Source organism: Niveispirillum fermenti (assembly GCF_052474395.1).
Genome location: NZ_CP156681.1, coordinates 1,424,408 through 1,440,786 on the forward strand (window position 1 = coordinate 1,424,408; position 16,379 = coordinate 1,440,786).

Here is a 16,379-nt window from a genome sequence, read left to right on the forward strand (position 1 = left end):
TCTGCATGGCCAGTTTAAGCCATATGCCCGCACTTTCACCCGGTTTTAAGGGATTGTCATATCCACCGACGAAAAGGCAGACTATCGTTCGGATAAGTCGCTTTGGGCGGGTGCGACCGGGGCGGAAGGCGTTGATGGGCGTTTTCCGGGGCGGGATGCCGAAGGGCGGCGGCGGACAAGGGGCGCAGGTGTGGATGAAAGCGACGTTATCGCCCGAGCAGGCCGAGGCTGACATCCCGCCGGAGAGCGGGGGCGAGCCGGCTTCCGCCGTGGCGCGCGTGCCCTTGCGCAAGCGGCTGTCCTTCAAGCAGGCGCGCAACACGGCACTGGTCACACTGGTTCTGGGCATGGTCCTGTCCACCGCCCAGATCACCATCGACCTGCTGGACATGGAACGTCAGTCCGACCAGCTTGTCCGTCAGGTCCTGTCCATCATGCGCGAGGCGGCGGCGGAGTCGGCCTACTCATTCGATCAGGCGCTGGCCGACCGTGTCGTGACGGGCCTGTTCGAATACAAGCCCATCTACCGCGCCGTGATACTGGAGGATTTCGGCAACCAGCTTGCCGCCCGCGAACGCCCGCAGGCCGAAGGACAGCTCAAATGGCTGGCCGAGATGCTGTTGCCCGTGGAAAAGACCTATTCCATCCCGCTGGTGATCGAGCGGCACAACCAGAATGTGGGCGAGCTGCGCGTCTCCATCGACCGGTTCCTGATTGCCCAGGAATTCTTCCGCCGGTCGGGGGTCGTGTTGTCCACCGGCATCATCTGGACCGTGGCGCTGGCCCTGATCCTGGTGGTGATGTTCTATTCCACCCTCACCAAGCCCTTTCTGCGCATGTCATCGGCCATTGCCGAAATCAATCCGCAGCGTCCCGCCGATAAGCTCCTGTCCGTGCCGCGGCGGCACGAGGATGATGAACTGGGTCTGCTGGCCAAGACCACCAACGAGGTGCTGATCCAGTTCGACCGGTCGCTGGTGGAGCGTGTGCGCGCCGAGCAGGCGCTGCGCGAGCGTGAAACGCGCCTGTCCGGCATCATGGACAATGTCGCCGACGGCATCATCACGCTGGATGAGGATCTGCGGATCGAGACAATGAATGCCGCCGCCCAGGTGCTGTTCGGCTATGCCGACGGAGAGGCGACGGGCCAGCCCTTCGTGACGCTGATCGAGGAACGGGACTGGACCCGGGTGGCCGTGGCCCTGATGGCCTGCCTGCGCCGGTCGGAGGAGGAGCAGCGTCCCGACAACCGGGCCGAGATCCAGGGCCGCCGCCGCAATGGCGAGGTGTTCGCCATGGCCTTCGGTGTCAGCCAGATGCGCACGGGCGACCGGCGCACGGCCATCTGCGTCGTGCAGGACATCACCCAGCGCAAGCGCGCCGAGCAGGCCCTGCGCGAGAGCGAGGAGCGGCTGAAGCTGGCCGTGCGGGCCACGCGCTCGGGCGTGTTCGACAATTCCTATACGAAGGGCACCTACTGGTGGTCGCCTGAATTCATCGAGATGCTGGGCTATGACGCGGTCGACGCGATGTATGCCAACAAGCTGTTCGACGGGCTGCTGCATCCCGACGACAAGGACATGGCGCAGAACCAGATCGAGCGCTACCTGAACGGGGAGGTGGGTGATTACCTGTCGCTCTACCGTCTGCGCCACCGTGACGGGTCCTGGGTCTGGATCGAGGCCAGGGGCCAGGCCATCCGGGATGAGGGCGGGCGGCCGCTACGCTTCACGGGCACCATGACCGACGTGTCGGACCGCAAGCGGTTCGAAGAACAGCTCATGTATGTCAGCACCCATGATCCGCTGACGGGCCTGCCCAACCGCACGCTGGTGCAGGACCGCCTGCAGCATGCACTGGCCCATGCCGGGCGCAAGGGCACGGCGGTTGCCGTGCTGCTGCTGGACGTGGACCGGTTCAAGCTGGTCAATGACAGCCTGGGCCACCAGGCCGGCGACAAGCTGCTGCGGGCGCTGGCCCAGCGGCTGGGAAGCTGTGTGCGGGCGGCCGACACGGTGGGCCGCCTGGGCGCCGACGAATTCCTGATCGTGGCGGAGGACCTGCCCGACCCGCAGATGGCGGCCCGCGTGGCGGAAACCATCCTGGTCAGCCTGTCGCGTCCCTTCGGGATCGATGGGCAGCAGCTTTTCGTCACCACCTCCATCGGCATCGCGCTGTTCCCCGGCGACGGGCAGGATTTCCATGCCCTGATGCGCGACGCCGACACGGCCATGCACAATGCCAAGGCGGCCGGGGGCAACGGCTATCGTTTCTTCACGCCGGAGATGAACGAGGCGGCGGTGGCCCGCCTTTCCCTGGAACATTCCCTGCGCGAGGCGCTGGAGCAGGGCCAGTTCTTCCTGCATTACCAGCCCAAGATCGCCATGGGCAGCATGCATGCCGTGGGTGTGGAGGCCCTGATCCGCTGGCAGCATCCGGAGATCGGCATGATCCCGCCCACCAAGTTCATTCCGGTAGCGGAAGAAACGGGTCTGATCGTTCCGCTTGGGGAATGGGTCATGCGGGCCGCCCTGGCACAGATCCATGACTGGCAGGCGCGCGGATTCGCGCCTGTGCCTGTGGCCGTGAATGTCTCCGTCCGCCAGATCGCCACGCCCATGTTCGCCGAGCGCGTCTTCGCGCTGTGCCAGGAATATGGCGTGCCGCCCGAGCTGCTGGAGATCGAGATCACCGAGACGGCCATGATGTCCAACCTGGCCTATATCGCCGATACGCTGAACGAGATCCGCAATCGTGGCATCCGAATCGCCATCGATGATTTCGGAACGGGCTATTCCTCGCTCTCCTATCTGCGCCGGCTGCCCATCACGACGCTGAAGGTGGACCGCTCCTTCGTCAGCGAGGCGCCGATCAACGCCGATACGGGCGCCATCGCCGCCACGATCATCGCCATGGGCCGGCAACTGGGCCTGAAGGTCGTGGCGGAGGGAATTGAGACGCAGGAGCAGCTCGAATTCCTGCGCCTGCATCATTGCGACGAGATGCAGGGCTACTTCTTCTCCCGTCCTCTGCCGCCGGGCGACCTGGAGGCGCGTTTTCTACAACCCAATGGTGTGCTGGAGCCGGTCGGGTGACGTAGGCGTCACAAGGGGTTGAGAGGCATTTTCGTCTCTCGCAAGTGCAAAATTTCCCGTATGGCGTGAGGGCTGCCTACGAAACAAGCGTTTCACCGGCCTGCCCCAATTTTGTCCAAACCATTGGAAACTGGACAAAAATTGTGTCTTTTTTGCCAAAGCGGGCGCCAAACGACGCGCGCCCCAGGTGATCGCGCATAGAAGCCTTGACGTGCCTACATAGCCACCTTTACGACAGAAAAGCGCGTAATTCCCCCGGCCCTTGGATGGGGTCGGCCACCGGCCCCACGCCGGGGAATGATAAGAATGGGATGCGAGGAGGAAACGCATGGCACGGAAATCGACGCCGCAGGTGCGCTTGGATCGCCGGATTCTGTCCGGTGTCAGTGCCGCGGCCATCCTGGCCCCGATAATGATGGTTGGCACCGCCCAGGCGGTCAGCTTCAACCGTGGCGATCTGCGCGGCAGCTTCGATACGACGCTGACCATGGGCGCGCTGTTCCGCGTGCAGGGGGCCGACCCCGACCTGATCGGCGTGGCCAATGGCGGTCGCGCCCATTCGATCAATGGCGACAACGGCAACCTGAACTATGACAAGGGCCTGGTTTCGCTGGCGGCCCGCGCCACGCACGAACTGAAGCTGAGCTATGGCAATCTCGGTGCCTTCGTCCGCGGCACCTATTTCTACGATGTGATCAACGCCAAGAAGTCCAGCAGCGCCGCCGGGCGAACCGGGCGTTTCGATCTGTCGTCGGACACCGTTGAGCGTGTGGGCCGCGACGTCCGCCTGCTGGATGCCTTCGTCTATGGCAATTTCGCCGTGGGCGACAGCGGCAGCAGCATCGATATCCGTCTGGGCAACCAGGTGCTGAGCTGGGGTGAAAGCACCTTCATCCAGAACGGCATCAACACGGTCAACCCGATCGATGTCTCGGCCCTGCGCGTGCCGGGGTCGGAACTGCGCGAAGGCTTCCTGCCGGTGCCCCTGGCGGATATCAACTTCTCGTTTAACCAGAATGTCTCGCTGGAGGCGTTCTATCAGTTCAAGTGGGACAAGACCGAGCCGGAGGCCGCGGGCTCCTTCTTCTCCACCAATGATGCGGCTTCACCGGGCGGCCGGAACATCTTCATCGGCTTCGGCAATTACCTGTTCACCGACAGCCCCAACCAGGGTGCGATTGCCGGTGGCAACGTGTTTCCGGTCGACCTTTACCCGAATCCGCTGTTGAACCCGTGGCGCGGCGTGCAGTCGCTGACCCCGTTCGGCACCGTCGTGCCGCGTCTGAAGGATGACCGACCCAGTGACAGCGGCCAGTATGGCGTGGCGCTGCGCATCTTCTCCGAGGAACTGAACAATACCGAGTTCGGCTTCTACCACATCAACTACCATTCGCGCCTGCCCGTGCTGAGTGCCGTGGTCGGCTCCTTCCAGTCCTTCCAGGCCGATCCGTCGAACTTCACCCGGGCATCCGGCTACCGTGCCGAATATCCGGAGGATATCAAGCTGTTCGGCGCCAGCTTCAACACCACCATCCCGTTCGGCATCTCCCTGCAGGGCGAGGTCAGCTTCCGCAAGGACCAGCCGCTGCAGCTCGATGACGTGGAGTTGCTGCAGGCCACGCTGGCCGCGCCGTCCATCCTGGGCGCCATCTCCCAGGGGCAGGCGACCGGTGCCGCCACCGGGCGGGCCCAGGGCAGTGCCGCCTTCAACGCCGCGGTGGCCACCGCCGTGGCGAGCAATCCGGCCCTGGCGCCTTTCACGGGTCTGACCTTCGAACAGATCCAGGCGGCCAGCCCGGCTGTGGCGGGCGCCATCAGCGCCGGCATCGCCGCCTCTCCGGGTTCGCCGGGTGGCACGCGCGCCGCGTTCGAGACGGCAGGCGCCACGGCGGGTGGGGTCGTGGGTGCCAATACCGGGGCGGTTCAGGCCGCGGCCCTGTTCAACACCAACCAGATCGTCCAGAAGATGGGCGGTATCCAGGGGACCAACGCCGCCCAGATCACGGCCGATCTGGCCAACCGGTTCTTTGGCCAGCATATCAAGGGCTGGGAACTGTTCGATGTGACCCAGGCCCAGATGACGGCCACAAAGGCGTTCGAGCGCGCCTTCGGCGCCGACCAGTGGGTGCTGGTGGCCGAGGTGGGGGGCACCTGGATTTCCGACATGCCCAAGAAGAGCGAGCTGCGCCTGGAAGGGCCCGGCACGGTCGTTGGCGGCAACCCGGCCTTCGTGGGCCGCGGCGGCATGGCCGATCTGGCGACCGACGGTTTCGCCGATGCCTTCTCGTGGGGCTACCGCGCGGCTGTTCGCTTCGACTATCTGAACGCCATGCCGGGCATCAACCTGTTCCCCAGCATCTCCTGGCAGCATGACGTGAACGGCACGACGCCGACGCCGCTGGGCAATTTCGTGGAGGATCGCAAGGCCATCAGCGTGGGCCTGCGCGCCGTGGTGCGCGAGACGATCACCGTCGACCTTTCCTATTCCAACTTCTTCGGGGCGGGGAAATTCAACCTGATCAACGATCGCGACTTTGTCGCGGCCAGCGTCAAATACTCGTTCTGACGCCAAGCCACTGACCTGAGCGATCGAGGAGGAAACGCATGTTCCGCATGAAATCCGTACTGCTGGGTGGCGTCGTCGCCCTGGCCTTCAGCCTTCCCGCCCTGGCGCAGAGCGCCGCCGATCTGGGCAAGACCCTGACCCCGATGGGGGCCATCAAGGCCGGCAACGCCGATGGCTCCATCCCCGAATGGACCGGCGGTCTGACCACGCCGCCCGCCAACTGGAAGCAGGGAACGATCGAGGTCGATCCGTTCCCGCAGGACAAGGTGCTGTTCACCATCACCGGTGCCAACATGGCGCAGTATGAGGATAAGCTGCCGGAAGGTCTGAAGGCCCTTCTGAAGCGCTATCCCGACTACAAGATGAACGTCTATCAGACGCGCCGCACGGCAGCCCTGCCCCAGCGCATCTATGACGAGACCATCGCCAATGCCAGCCGGGCCAAGCTGGCCGATGGCGGCAACGGCGTGGAAGGTGCCAAGGAAGGCGTTCCCTTCCCCGTGCCGAAGGAAGGCGTGGAAGCCGTCTGGAACCACCTGCTGCGTTATCGCGGCGAGGCGGCGACGGTGCGCCGCGTGGGCCAGGCCAATCCCCAGGTCAATGGCAGCTACACGCTGATCATGCTGGAAGAGAAGGTGAAGTATCTATACCAGGCGCCCGGCGGCACCCGGAACAACACTTCGCTCTATTTCCTGCAGGAGGTGGTCAGCCCGGCCCGTCTGGCCGGCGAAATCCTGCTGGTGCATGAGACCATCAACCAGGTGAAGGAGCCGCGGTCGGCCTGGACCTATAATCCCGGCCAGCGTCGGGTGCGCCGCGCGCCCAACGTTGCCTATGACAATCCCGGCACGGCGTCGGACGGTTTGCGCACCACCGACAATTTCGACGTCTATTCCGGTGCGCCGGACCGGTATGAATGGAAGCTGGTCGGCCGTCAGGAAATGTACGTACCGTACAATTCCTACAAGCTGCATTCGGCCGACACCCGGTATGACGACATCATCAAGCCCGGCCATATCAACCAGGACCTGGCCCGGTACGAGTTGCACCGCGTCTGGGTGGTGGAAGCGACCCTGCGGCAGGGCACCAGCCACATCTATGCCAAGCGCCGCTTCTATATCGACGAGGATAGCTGGCAGATCCTGGTTGCCGACCATCTGGATGCCCGTGGCGAGATGTGGCGCGTGGGTGAAACCCACCCGGTCCAGTATTATTCCGCGAATGTCTTCTGGTCGACGCTGGACACGCTCTATGACCTGCAGTCCGGCCGCTACACGCTGATCGGCCTGGACAATCAGGAGCCGCCGTACAAGTTCGATGCCAGCCTGACGGACGCCGACTTCTCGCCCGACAGCCTGCGCCGGGCCGGCGTGCGCTGATCAAGGCTCGGATAGGGGGCCGGCCGGTCGTGAAACCGGTCGGCCCTTTGCCGTCTCTTTGATTTTAGCCGTCGCCCGACGGCCTGCTGCAACGCGCCGTCATCGTCACGGTCATGAAGCGTTGGGCGCCGGCAATTTCCGGTTTTTAAGTCTGGAATCCTTTCGATGCTTCTGTGAGCATCCATGGGTAACCCTGTCCAGCAAGGTTCGGTGAGCGAAATGGTGTGTGTCCCCCTTGTCACCCGGCTTCTGGCCGGCGGCCTTTGCCTGCTGGCTGCCGGCCTCCTGCCCGCCGCCGCGCAGGAGGCCAGGATACCGGCCCTGCGGCCGGCCGTCATGGCGCCGCTGGCGGTGCATTCGCTGATCCTGGGGGCTGCCAGGGCGGGGGACCGGCTGGTTGCCGTGGGCGAGCGCGGGCACATCCTGCTGTCCGATGACAATGGTGCGTCATGGCGACAGGTCGCGGTGCCGGCCAATGCCGCCCTGACCGGTGTTGCCTTTGCCGACGATCGGCAGGGCTGGGCCGTCGGGCACGATGCCGTCATCCTGCACACCGCCGATGCTGGCGAGACCTGGCAGGTCCAGTATGCCGAGCCCGAGCTGGAGCAGCCGCTGATGGATGTGCTGTTCAGTGCCGATGGCCGGCACGGGATCGCCGTCGGTGCCTATGGCCTGTACCTGGAGACGGCCGATGGCGGTGCCACCTGGGAAAGCCGGATGATCAGCGACAGTGATTTCCATTTCAATGCCATCGTCGCGCCGACCCCCGAAAGCCGGCTGATTGCAGGGGAGGCGGGAACGACGCTGGTCAGCACGGATGCCGGCGCCACCTGGACCCCGCTGGCGGCACCCTATGATGGTTCCTTCTTCGATGCGCTGGCGTTGGGACCGCAGAGCTTTCTCGTTTACGGCCTGCAGGGCAACATCCTGCGCACCGATGATGCCGGCCAGACCTGGACCGCCATCGACAGCGGCACCACGGCGGGCCTGATGGGTGGCGCCGTGCTGGCCGATGGTTCGGTCGTGCTGGTGGGCGCCCAGGGCACTGTGCTGACCAGCAAGGATGGCGGCCGCACCTTCTCCGGCATCCAGCGCCCCGACCGTGTCGGTCTGGCGGATGTCATTCAGGCCGCCGGTGGCCAGGTCATCCTGCTTGGGGAAGCGGGCCCGCTCACGGCCAATCCCTGATCCCGCCCGACCCGATCCCTTGATGCCCAAGGCGAAGCGATATGTCCCAATCCCCGTCCTTCCTGTTCCGGCTTGAAAAATGGACCTTCCGGTACCGGCTTCTGGTACTGGTCGTGTTCGCGATCCTGACCGCCTTCATGGGCTGGCAGGGCGCCAAGCTGCGCGTCGATGCCGGGTTCGAGAAGACCCTGCCGCTCGATCATCCCTATATGCAGACCTTCACCAAGCACATGAAGGAATTCGGGGGCGCCAACCGCGTGCTGGTGGCCCTGTCGGTGAAGGAAGGGGATATCTACACGCCGGAATTCATGGCCCGGCTGAAACAGGTCACGGACGAGGTGTTTTTCGTTCCCGGCGTTGACCGGGCCAGCGTGACCAGCATCTTCACGCCCAATGTCCGTTTCATCGAGATCGTGGAGGACGGGTTCGCGGGCGGCAACGTCATTCCCGCCGAGTTCCAGCCGACGCCGGAATGGCTGCCCATCGTGCGTGAGAATGTCCTGAAATCGGGACAGGTCGGGCGTCTGGTGGCGGAGGATTTCACGGCGGCCCTGGTCAGTGTGCAGTTGGTGGAAACCGACCCGCGCACAGGCGAGAAGCTGGATTACATGGCGGTCGCCAAGCAACTGGAGGATATCCGCCAGAAGTACGAGGATGACCGGATCCAGGTCCATATCATCGGCTTTGCCAAGGCCATGGGCGACATCGCAGATGGCGCCGCGAGCGTGGTGATGTTCTTCGGCATCGCCTTCGTCATCACGGCCGTTCTGGTTTACGGCTATGGCAAAAGCTGGATGCTGACCTTTGCCATGCTGGGCATCTCGCTCTGCACCGTGATCTGGCAGTTCGGGCTGCTGGTCATATTGGGATATGGCATCGACCCTCTGTCCATCCTGGTTCCCTTCCTGGTGTTCGCCATCGCCATTTCGCACGGCGTGCAGAATGTCGGCACCATCTCGCAGGAAATGGGCAAGGGGGCGGACGCCTATACGGCGGCGCGGACCAGCTTCGAACGGCTTCTGGTGCCCGGCGCCTCGGCCCTGTTCACCGATGCCCTGGCCTTCCTGACCATCGCGATCATCCAGATCCGCATGATCCAGGAACTGGCCGTCGCGGCGTCGGTGGGCATGATCATCATCATCATCACCCATCTGTGGGTGCTGCCCGTGGTTCTGTCCTATCTGCCGCTGGGGACGAAGTATCAGTCGCGTGTGGCGGGGCAGGTGGACCGGTTCGACCGTGTCTGGGGCTGGCTCGCCGCCTTCGCGCGGCCCAAGGGCGCTTCGATCATGGTGCTGATCGGCCTGGCCATTTTCGGCTTCTCCGCTTGGGAACAGCGGCATATGACGGTGGGCGATACCGAGGCGGGCGTGCCCGAACTTTGGCCCGACAGCCGTTACAATCAGGATGCGCAACTGATCGTCGATCGATTCGCCATCGGTGTGGACGTCATCCAGGTCATCGCGGAAACCAAGGATGATGGTTGCATCGATTACGACATCATCAAGCAGATCGACGATTTCACCTGGGCCATCTCCAATGTGGAGGGGGTGCAGTCCGCCATGTCCATGGCCACGGCCATGAAGGTGGTGAATGCGGGCTGGAACGAGGGCAACCTGAATTGGCGCGTGCTGCCCCGCAATTCCCAGGTGCTGGTGCGGTCCGTGACGCCCATCGAGACATCCACCGGGCTGCTGAATTCCAACTGTTCCGTCATGCCCGTCATGATCTTCACCAAGGATCACATGGCCGGCACCATCCAGCGCATCGTTGATGCCGTCGAACAGTACAAGAAGGACAACCCGTCGGAGACGGTGGCGTTCAACCTGGCCACCGGCAATGTCGGCGTGATGGCCGCCACCAACCAGGCCGTGATGTCGGCGGAAAAGCCGATGCTGCTGCTGGTCTATGTCACTGTCATCACGTTCTGCCTGATCACTTTCCGGTCGGTCGTCGGCTCGCTGGCTGCGGTGCTGCCGCTGATCGTCGTGTCGATCCTGTGCAACGCGATGATGACATGGCTTGGTATCGGGCTGAAGATTTCCACCCTGCCGGCGGCAGCGCTGGGCGTTGGCATCGGCGTGGATTACGGGCTCTATATCTTCAATCGCCTGCAAAGCTATCTGAAGCACGGGCTGAATTTCGCGGAGGCCTATTACCGCACCTTGCAGGAGACCGGCAGTTCGGTGCTGTTCACGGGCCTGACGCTGGCCGTGGCCACGGCGACCTGGATTTTCTCCGACCTGAAGTTCCAGGCCGATATGGGCGTGCTGCTGACCTTCATCTTCCTGGCCAACATGATCGGCGCCATCGTGCTGCTGCCGGCCGTGGCGGCGCTGCTCTACAAGATTTTCCCGAAACTATATGAGGCGGAGGTGCGTCGCGCGTCCAAGCGGACCTACGCGGCGCACTGATCCTCGATCCTGGTCCCGGATCGTCGGCAGGTGGGGTGCCGACGGTTATCGGGTTGGGGGGATTGGCCCTGGCGATCCGGCACTGCCGTCGCCAGGGTTTTTTTTGAGCTTTGTCCGTTGCCCACCCTCCCCGAGCCCCCACCCTTCCCGAACCGTGATCAGCACCGCAGGGAAGGAAACGGCAGGGCGGGAACCGGCCATGAAAAAAGGGCCGCGACGGTTGCCCGCCGCGGCCCCTGGCTATCTGAGCCTGTCGCCTGTCCCTCAGAAGCCGATCTTGAGATGCGCCGACAGCGCATGGTCCCTGCGGTCGCCACCGGCCGCGAAGCGCCCGACATAGCCCAGCGAGACCGCGACATTGTCCGCCGTCTCATGGACCAGTCCGGCCCCGATGGCCAGATGCCCGCGCTTGCCGGCACCCGGATCGGTGCCGACCAGTTCACCATTGGCGAAGTGGCCCGTGATGGCCCGCGTGTCGCCCTTCATTTCATATTCGTAAGCCAGCCGGACCTGCGGGATGAAGCTGGTGCCCACGCCGCTGATCTGGCCGCCGATGCTGCCCACCAGGCTCTCGGCATCGAAATCATCCCAGCGCAGGGCCAGCGGGCCGCCGCCGGTCTCGCTGAACCCTTCCACCCGAGTCTTGGCGTAGCGCAGGCCGACAACGGGACCCATGGCGAAGCTGCCGGCCACGGGCGTATAGCCGACCGTGCCGGATACGGCATAGGTATTGCCCTTGAAGTCGCTGTGGGCGGTGGGATAGGGGCTGAACCGCGTGATGCGGTCGGACTTGTAATCATCGAAGCTGTAGGACAGGGCCGCATCGACCCACATCGCGTCCATGGCGGCCGTGACATAGGTGGTCAGGTTGACGGCCTTGGCGTCCAGGCTGGAATAATTGCCGTCCGTATCCAGGTTGATCTTGCCATAGCTGACGGCCACGCCGGCGATGACATGCTGGTCGACCTGATAGTCGATGCCCAGGCCGGCATTGAAGCCGTCATAATCATAGCCGAGCTGGCCGCGCACGGGCTTGCGGTCACCGGTCAGATAGCTGCCGAAGCTGAAAAGGCCGAACCGGCCATCCTGTCCGGCCTGCGCGCCGACGACATTGACGGAGGCCTGACCCGTGCGGGCACCGGCCATTCGGGCCGACAGCCCGTCATTGGCCAGATCCATCAGGCGCTGGGCGGCTTCCGTGCTGGTGGCCAGGGCGGCCGGTGCCTCGAACGCACTGGACAGGGTGCCGTCTGCGAACTGTGCCACCACATTATGGGCGGCCGTGGTCGGGTGCAGCGCGTCGAAGAAGACGGAGCCCGCGGCCCCCGCCGCCGTGGCGCAGGCACCCGTGGGCACCAGCGAGCCCCCCGGCCCCAGCGGGGCATAGCAGGGAACGGTGATATTGTTGAAGCCATAGGTGGACGGGTTGGCCAGCATGTCCTGGAACAGGGCCTTGGCATCGACCACGGTCACCGTGGCCCCCTGCTGGCGCAGGGCCCCGGCGGCGGCGCGGATGGCTTCGGCATGCAGGTCGGCCACCGTATTGGCGGCGGCCTTGTCGCTGGCCGACAGGCCGCTGGTCAGCGGGATGGAGCCCAGCGGCGGCAGGTTGACCAGCACGAACTGACGCGCGCCGGCGCTGTAGAGGCGGCCGGCCTGCGTCGTGATGGCGCCCGCCGTGGCGGCGATGGCGGCCTGCGCGGCGGCGGTCGGGTTCGATTGCGGCTGGGTCAGCACGGCGATGTAGTCATTGCCGCCGATCCAGATGCCAACCATGCTGTTGGCGGAAATGGTGCGCCCGCCGGCCAGATAGGCGCTCACCTGCGCCGTCAGGTCGATGGGGGTGTTGCGGGTGGCCCGCGCACCGCCATAGGCACGGCCGTCCAGGGTCCAGCCCCGCGTGGCGGAAAGCGTCTCGGCCCAGACGGGACCGTTGGAGAACCGGCCGTTCACATAAGGCGCGCCCGGCCGGCTGGCAGGGTCCAGGTTCTTCAGGTTGTCCGTGTCGCTCAGGCTGTCGCCGAAGACGATCATGGAATTGACATCGGCCAGTTGCGCCTGGGCAACGGTCGTGGCGCCGGCAAAGGCGGACAGGGACAGGATGGCGGCCACAGCGGTGCCGCCGAGAAGACGGTTGGTCATCAAATCATTCCTCCCACAGTCCGGGCTGCGTTCATGTGCGCCCGTTTCTGCACGCACCAACGGTATCCAAAGCCCACGGACAGTGAAAGGGGGTGACGTTAGGGAAGCAGGGCCCGCGCGCGCATTATTCCGGTGATTGCGGCCTTCTTGACACAACCCGAACGGCGACAGGCGGCATTCGCATGTGAATGCCGCCTTTCCGGGCTGACTCTGGAGAGGTAATACCCAGTTGCGGTGAGTGGAGCTCATCGCAACCCGGTTGGCGCCCCGGTTGGCGCGCTGAGCGCCCGCGCGCCCATGCGCGTGAGCCAGCGTGAGCCAAGTGGCCGGATGGCGGCGCCCGATGCATGAGGGCCGCATTGATCAGGACCACAGGGTCTTGATCAATGCAGATACGTATAACCCTCCATGCGCAAGGGAAGGCCGGAAGGAGGGAGATCAGACGTTGAAGCGGAAATGGAAGATGTCGCCGTCCTGCACGAGATATTCCTTGCCTTCCATGCGCATCTTGCCGGCTTCCTTGCACCCGACCTCGCCCCCCAGCGTGACATAGCTGTTGTAGTCGATGGTCTCGGCCTTGATGAAGCCGCGCTCGAAATCGGTATGGATGACGCCGGCGGCTTCCGGTGCCTTGGCGCCCTTGCGCACGGTCCAGGCGCGTGCCTCCTTCGGGCCGACCGTGAAGAAGGTCAGCAGGCCCAGCAGGGAATAGCCGGCGCGGATCAGCCGGTTCAGTCCCGGCTCCTCCAGACCCAGGGACTGGAGGTAATCCAGCTTGTCTTCGGCCGAAAGCTGGGACAGTTCGGCTTCGATCGCGGCGGAGATGACGACGCTGCCCGCGCCCTGGCCGGCGGCCATCGCGGCCACCCGCTCGGAAAGCGCATTGCCCGTGCCGGCCTTCTCTTCCTCCACGTTGCAGACATAAAGGACGGGCTTGCCGGTCAGCAGCGCCATCTGCTTGAAGGCGTCGCGCTCCTCGTTGGCCACCTCGACGGTGCGGGCGGGCTTGCCGTCGCGCAGGACGGCCAGCACGCGCTCCATCAGGTCGGACAGGGCCTTGGCCTCCTTGTCCCCGCCCTTGGCCTTCTTCTGGAGCGGCGGCAGGCGCTTCTCCAGGCTTTCCATGTCGGCCAGCATGAGCTCCGTCTCCACCGTCTCGGCGTCCCGGACGGGGTCGATGGAGCCTTCGACATGGGTGATGTCCCCATCCTCGAAGCAGCGCAGCACATGGACGATGGCATCGACCTCGCGGATATTGGCCAGAAACTGGTTGCCCAGCCCCTCGCCCTTGGACGCTCCACGCACCAGGCCGGCAATGTCCACGAACTCAAGCTGGGTGGGGATGATCTTCTGCGACTTGGCGATCTCCGCCAGCTTGTCCAGCCGCGGATCGGGCACGCCGACCCGGCCGACATTCGGCTCGATGGTGCAGAAGGGATAGTTCGCGGCCTCGGCCGCCGCCGTGCTGGTCAGCGCGTTGAACAGGGTGGACTTGCCGACATTGGGCAGGCCGACGATACCGCAATTGAATCCCATGGGATGATGCTTCGCTGGAAGGTTCCGATCTGGTCCCGGTTATGGGCGATCCCGGCCCGGAATGCAAATGACGGGGGCGCATTGCATCCCGTCACCGGCCGTCACCGGCCGGTATGGCATCCCGTCACCGGCCGTCACCGGCCGGTATGGCATCCCGTCCCAAGCCGGCACTGGCCGGGAACGCCATGTGCCGGCCCGCCCGCCGCCACGCTTCCGCCATTTTGCCGGGCCAAATGATCAGCGGGGCGCGGGTTCGCCCTTGCCTAGGTCCCCCGGGGTTTGGCACTAGAGAGCCATCTCGAGGACGGATCCTACAGCGGGTTGGAACATGAAGCGGCACCTGGGAACGATTTGCCTGATGCTGATACTGGCCGGATGTCAGACGAAGCCGCCGCCGGCCCCCCCGGCGCCCGTGGTGGAGGCGCCGGCCCCGCCGCCCAAGCCGACCAGCATCGTGATGGAGGACAGCGATCTTGCCGGCTTCCAGGGCGCGCTGCGTGAATTGGGCGGCAAGCCCGTTGATGTTCCCGTGGGCTGGGCCAACCCGCTGACGGGCAAGCGCGGTTCCGTGAAGGTGCTGCGCGACGGTTATGACGGACAGAACCGCCCGTGCCGGGAGTTCCATTCCGTCGTCATCCTGGAGGAGATGTACCAGCACGCCACCGGCTTCTTCTGCCGGCAGCCCGACGGGGTCTGGGAGGTGGTGCAGGCGCGGGACTATCCTCTGTATCGCCACGGCTCCTGACGGGGCACAGCCGACGGAGGCCCCATGCGCCGCCCCTACCTGATCGCCGCCGCCCTGTTCGCCACCACGGCCCTGGCCGCCGTCCTGTGGCTGGGCGCTCGGGACACGGGGCCGGGGACGGATGATCCGGCCGGCATCCTGCTGCCGGAGAAAGCGGTCGGGCCCCTGGTCGACCTGCCGCTGCCCTCCGGCTCGGGCACTGTCCTGCCCATGGGGGATCCCGATCAGGCCTTTTCCGCCGACGGGCTGAAATCCATCCGCGATTTTGCGACGGCCAGCAACAGCAAGGCATTGCTGGTCTGGCACGCCGGCGCCCTGCAGCTTGAGATCTATGCCCCCGGCGTCCAGGCTGGCGACATGCTGGACGGTACGGGCCTGGTGCCGGGCCTTATGACGCTGCTGACCGGCCTTGCCCAGCGCGACGGCGTGGTGCCGGGGCTGGAAACCGGCATCGCCGCCTGGCTGCCGGAATGGGCCGGTGACGACCGCGGCCGCGTGACCCTGCGCCAGTTGCTGGAAGGCACCAGCGGCCTGGACGCGCCGGAGGCGCCGCCGGGCCCCGATGCCATCGCCTGGACCCTGTCGGCCCGCCTGGTGGCGGAACCGGGAAGCCGGTTCGAACCGCACGGCGTGGAAATGCAGGTGCTGGGCATCGTGCTGGCCCGCGCGGCCGGCGTGCCCGTGGCCGATTATCTGTCGGAGCGGCTGTGGCGGCCCCTTGGGGCACGGCCGGGCCTGCTGGCGGCAGGTTCGGGGGACGGGGCGGCCTATCTGCAATGCTGCGTGCGGGCCACGGCGCGGGACTGGCTGCGCCCCGGCCTGCTGTTGCTGGAAGGCGGGATGGCGGGGAATACGGCCCTGGTGCCGGCCCCCTGGCTGGACCAGATGCAACGGCCCATCCCCCATTCGCGCCATGACGGGCTGCGCACCCGGATGGCCTGGCCGTTCGAGGCGAAGAATGGCAACGGTGCCAGGAAACCCTTCACCGATGGTGACACGATCTTCTGGTCGGGGGAGGACGGGGCCCGGCTTTATGTGTCCAGGGGGCGGGAACTGGTGATCCTGCGGCTGGGGCCGGCTGCGGCGGACTGGGACGAATTGGCCCTGCCCAACCTGGTGTCAAAGGCCCTCATCACCCCGCCGGCGGAGTTCCGGTCGGTGAACGGGCTCAGCGTCCGCCGGGCAAGGGACCTGAACGGCAAGATCGACATGCCCCCCATCGTCAAGCCGCCTGCCGTTCCGAAGGTCACGGTGGAACCCCTGGCACCCCTGGAGGGGGAGGCCGCCGCATCTCCGCCACCTTGAGGCGAGGCG

General features: G+C 65.3%; 9 protein-coding genes. 7 read left to right on the forward strand and 2 right to left on the reverse strand.

The window, feature by feature from the left end; all coding sequences use genetic code 11:
• Positions 1 to 194 precede the first annotated feature (194 nt).
• From ABC728_RS18070 to ABC728_RS18090, 5 genes are all read left to right on the forward strand, one after another.
• Positions 195 to 3,095 carry an EAL domain-containing protein gene (locus ABC728_RS18070; RefSeq protein WP_416620604.1) on the forward strand — a complete coding sequence of 967 codons (2,901 nt, stop codon included), beginning with the start codon at positions 195 to 197 and terminating at the stop codon, positions 3,093 to 3,095.
• Positions 3,096 to 3,423: 328 nt separating this feature from the next.
• Positions 3,424 to 5,661, forward strand: a complete 2,238-nt coding sequence (locus tag ABC728_RS18075; RefSeq protein ID WP_416620603.1) for a DUF1302 domain-containing protein — start codon at positions 3,424 to 3,426, stop codon at positions 5,659 to 5,661.
• A 38-nt stretch (positions 5,662 to 5,699) separates the two neighbouring features.
• Positions 5,700 to 7,040: a DUF1329 domain-containing protein gene (locus ABC728_RS18080; protein ID WP_416620602.1), complete on the forward strand. Its 1,341-nt coding sequence runs from the start codon at positions 5,700 to 5,702 to the stop codon at positions 7,038 to 7,040.
• Between the two features lie 219 nt (positions 7,041 to 7,259).
• Complete coding sequence (locus ABC728_RS18085) at positions 7,260 to 8,228, forward strand: WD40/YVTN/BNR-like repeat-containing protein (RefSeq protein ID WP_416620629.1); 969 nt, start codon at positions 7,260 to 7,262, stop codon at positions 8,226 to 8,228.
• A gap of 41 nt (positions 8,229 to 8,269) precedes the next feature.
• A complete protein-coding gene (locus ABC728_RS18090; RefSeq protein WP_416620601.1) occupies positions 8,270 to 10,642 on the forward strand; it encodes an efflux RND transporter permease subunit in 2,373 nt (790 codons plus the stop codon).
• Between the two features lie 264 nt (positions 10,643 to 10,906).
• On the opposite strand, the gene ABC728_RS18095 is transcribed toward ABC728_RS18090, so the two are convergent.
• Entirely contained in the window at positions 10,907 to 12,784 is a 1,878-nt protein-coding gene (locus ABC728_RS18095) for an autotransporter domain-containing protein (RefSeq protein ID WP_416620600.1), read from the reverse strand.
• 438 nt (positions 12,785 to 13,222) lie between these two features.
• Positions 13,223 to 14,320: a redox-regulated ATPase YchF gene (gene ychF, locus ABC728_RS18100; protein WP_416620599.1), complete on the reverse strand. Its 1,098-nt coding sequence runs from the start codon at positions 14,318 to 14,320 to the stop codon at positions 13,223 to 13,225.
• 358 nt (positions 14,321 to 14,678) lie between these two features.
• Between ychF and ABC728_RS18105 the strand changes: the two genes are divergently transcribed.
• Positions 14,679 to 15,065: an RT0821/Lpp0805 family surface protein gene (locus ABC728_RS18105; RefSeq protein WP_416620598.1), complete on the forward strand. Its 387-nt coding sequence runs from the start codon at positions 14,679 to 14,681 to the stop codon at positions 15,063 to 15,065.
• A gap of 24 nt (positions 15,066 to 15,089) precedes the next feature.
• On the forward strand, positions 15,090 to 16,370 hold the full coding sequence (locus ABC728_RS18110) for a serine hydrolase domain-containing protein (RefSeq protein WP_445376637.1): 1,281 nt from the start codon (positions 15,090 to 15,092) through the stop codon (positions 16,368 to 16,370).
• Positions 16,371 to 16,379: the final 9 nt, after the last annotated feature.

Coding starts and splice junctions, on each gene's coding strand:
- ABC728_RS18070 (WP_416620604.1), top strand. CDS start 195: ATGAAAGCGACGTTATCGCCCGAGCAGGCCGAGGCTGACATCCCGCCG.
- ABC728_RS18075 (WP_416620603.1), top strand. CDS start 3,424: ATGGCACGGAAATCGACGCCGCAGGTGCGCTTGGATCGCCGGATTCTG.
- ABC728_RS18080 (WP_416620602.1), top strand. CDS start 5,700: ATGTTCCGCATGAAATCCGTACTGCTGGGTGGCGTCGTCGCCCTGGCC.
- ABC728_RS18085 (WP_416620629.1), top strand. CDS start 7,260: ATGGTGTGTGTCCCCCTTGTCACCCGGCTTCTGGCCGGCGGCCTTTGC.
- ABC728_RS18090 (WP_416620601.1), top strand. CDS start 8,270: ATGTCCCAATCCCCGTCCTTCCTGTTCCGGCTTGAAAAATGGACCTTC.
- ABC728_RS18095 (WP_416620600.1), bottom strand. CDS start 12,784: ATGACCAACCGTCTTCTCGGCGGCACCGCTGTGGCCGCCATCCTGTCC.
- ychF (WP_416620599.1), bottom strand. CDS start 14,320: ATGGGATTCAATTGCGGTATCGTCGGCCTGCCCAATGTCGGCAAGTCC.
- ABC728_RS18105 (WP_416620598.1), top strand. CDS start 14,679: ATGCTGATACTGGCCGGATGTCAGACGAAGCCGCCGCCGGCCCCCCCG.
- ABC728_RS18110 (WP_445376637.1), top strand. CDS start 15,090: ATGCGCCGCCCCTACCTGATCGCCGCCGCCCTGTTCGCCACCACGGCC.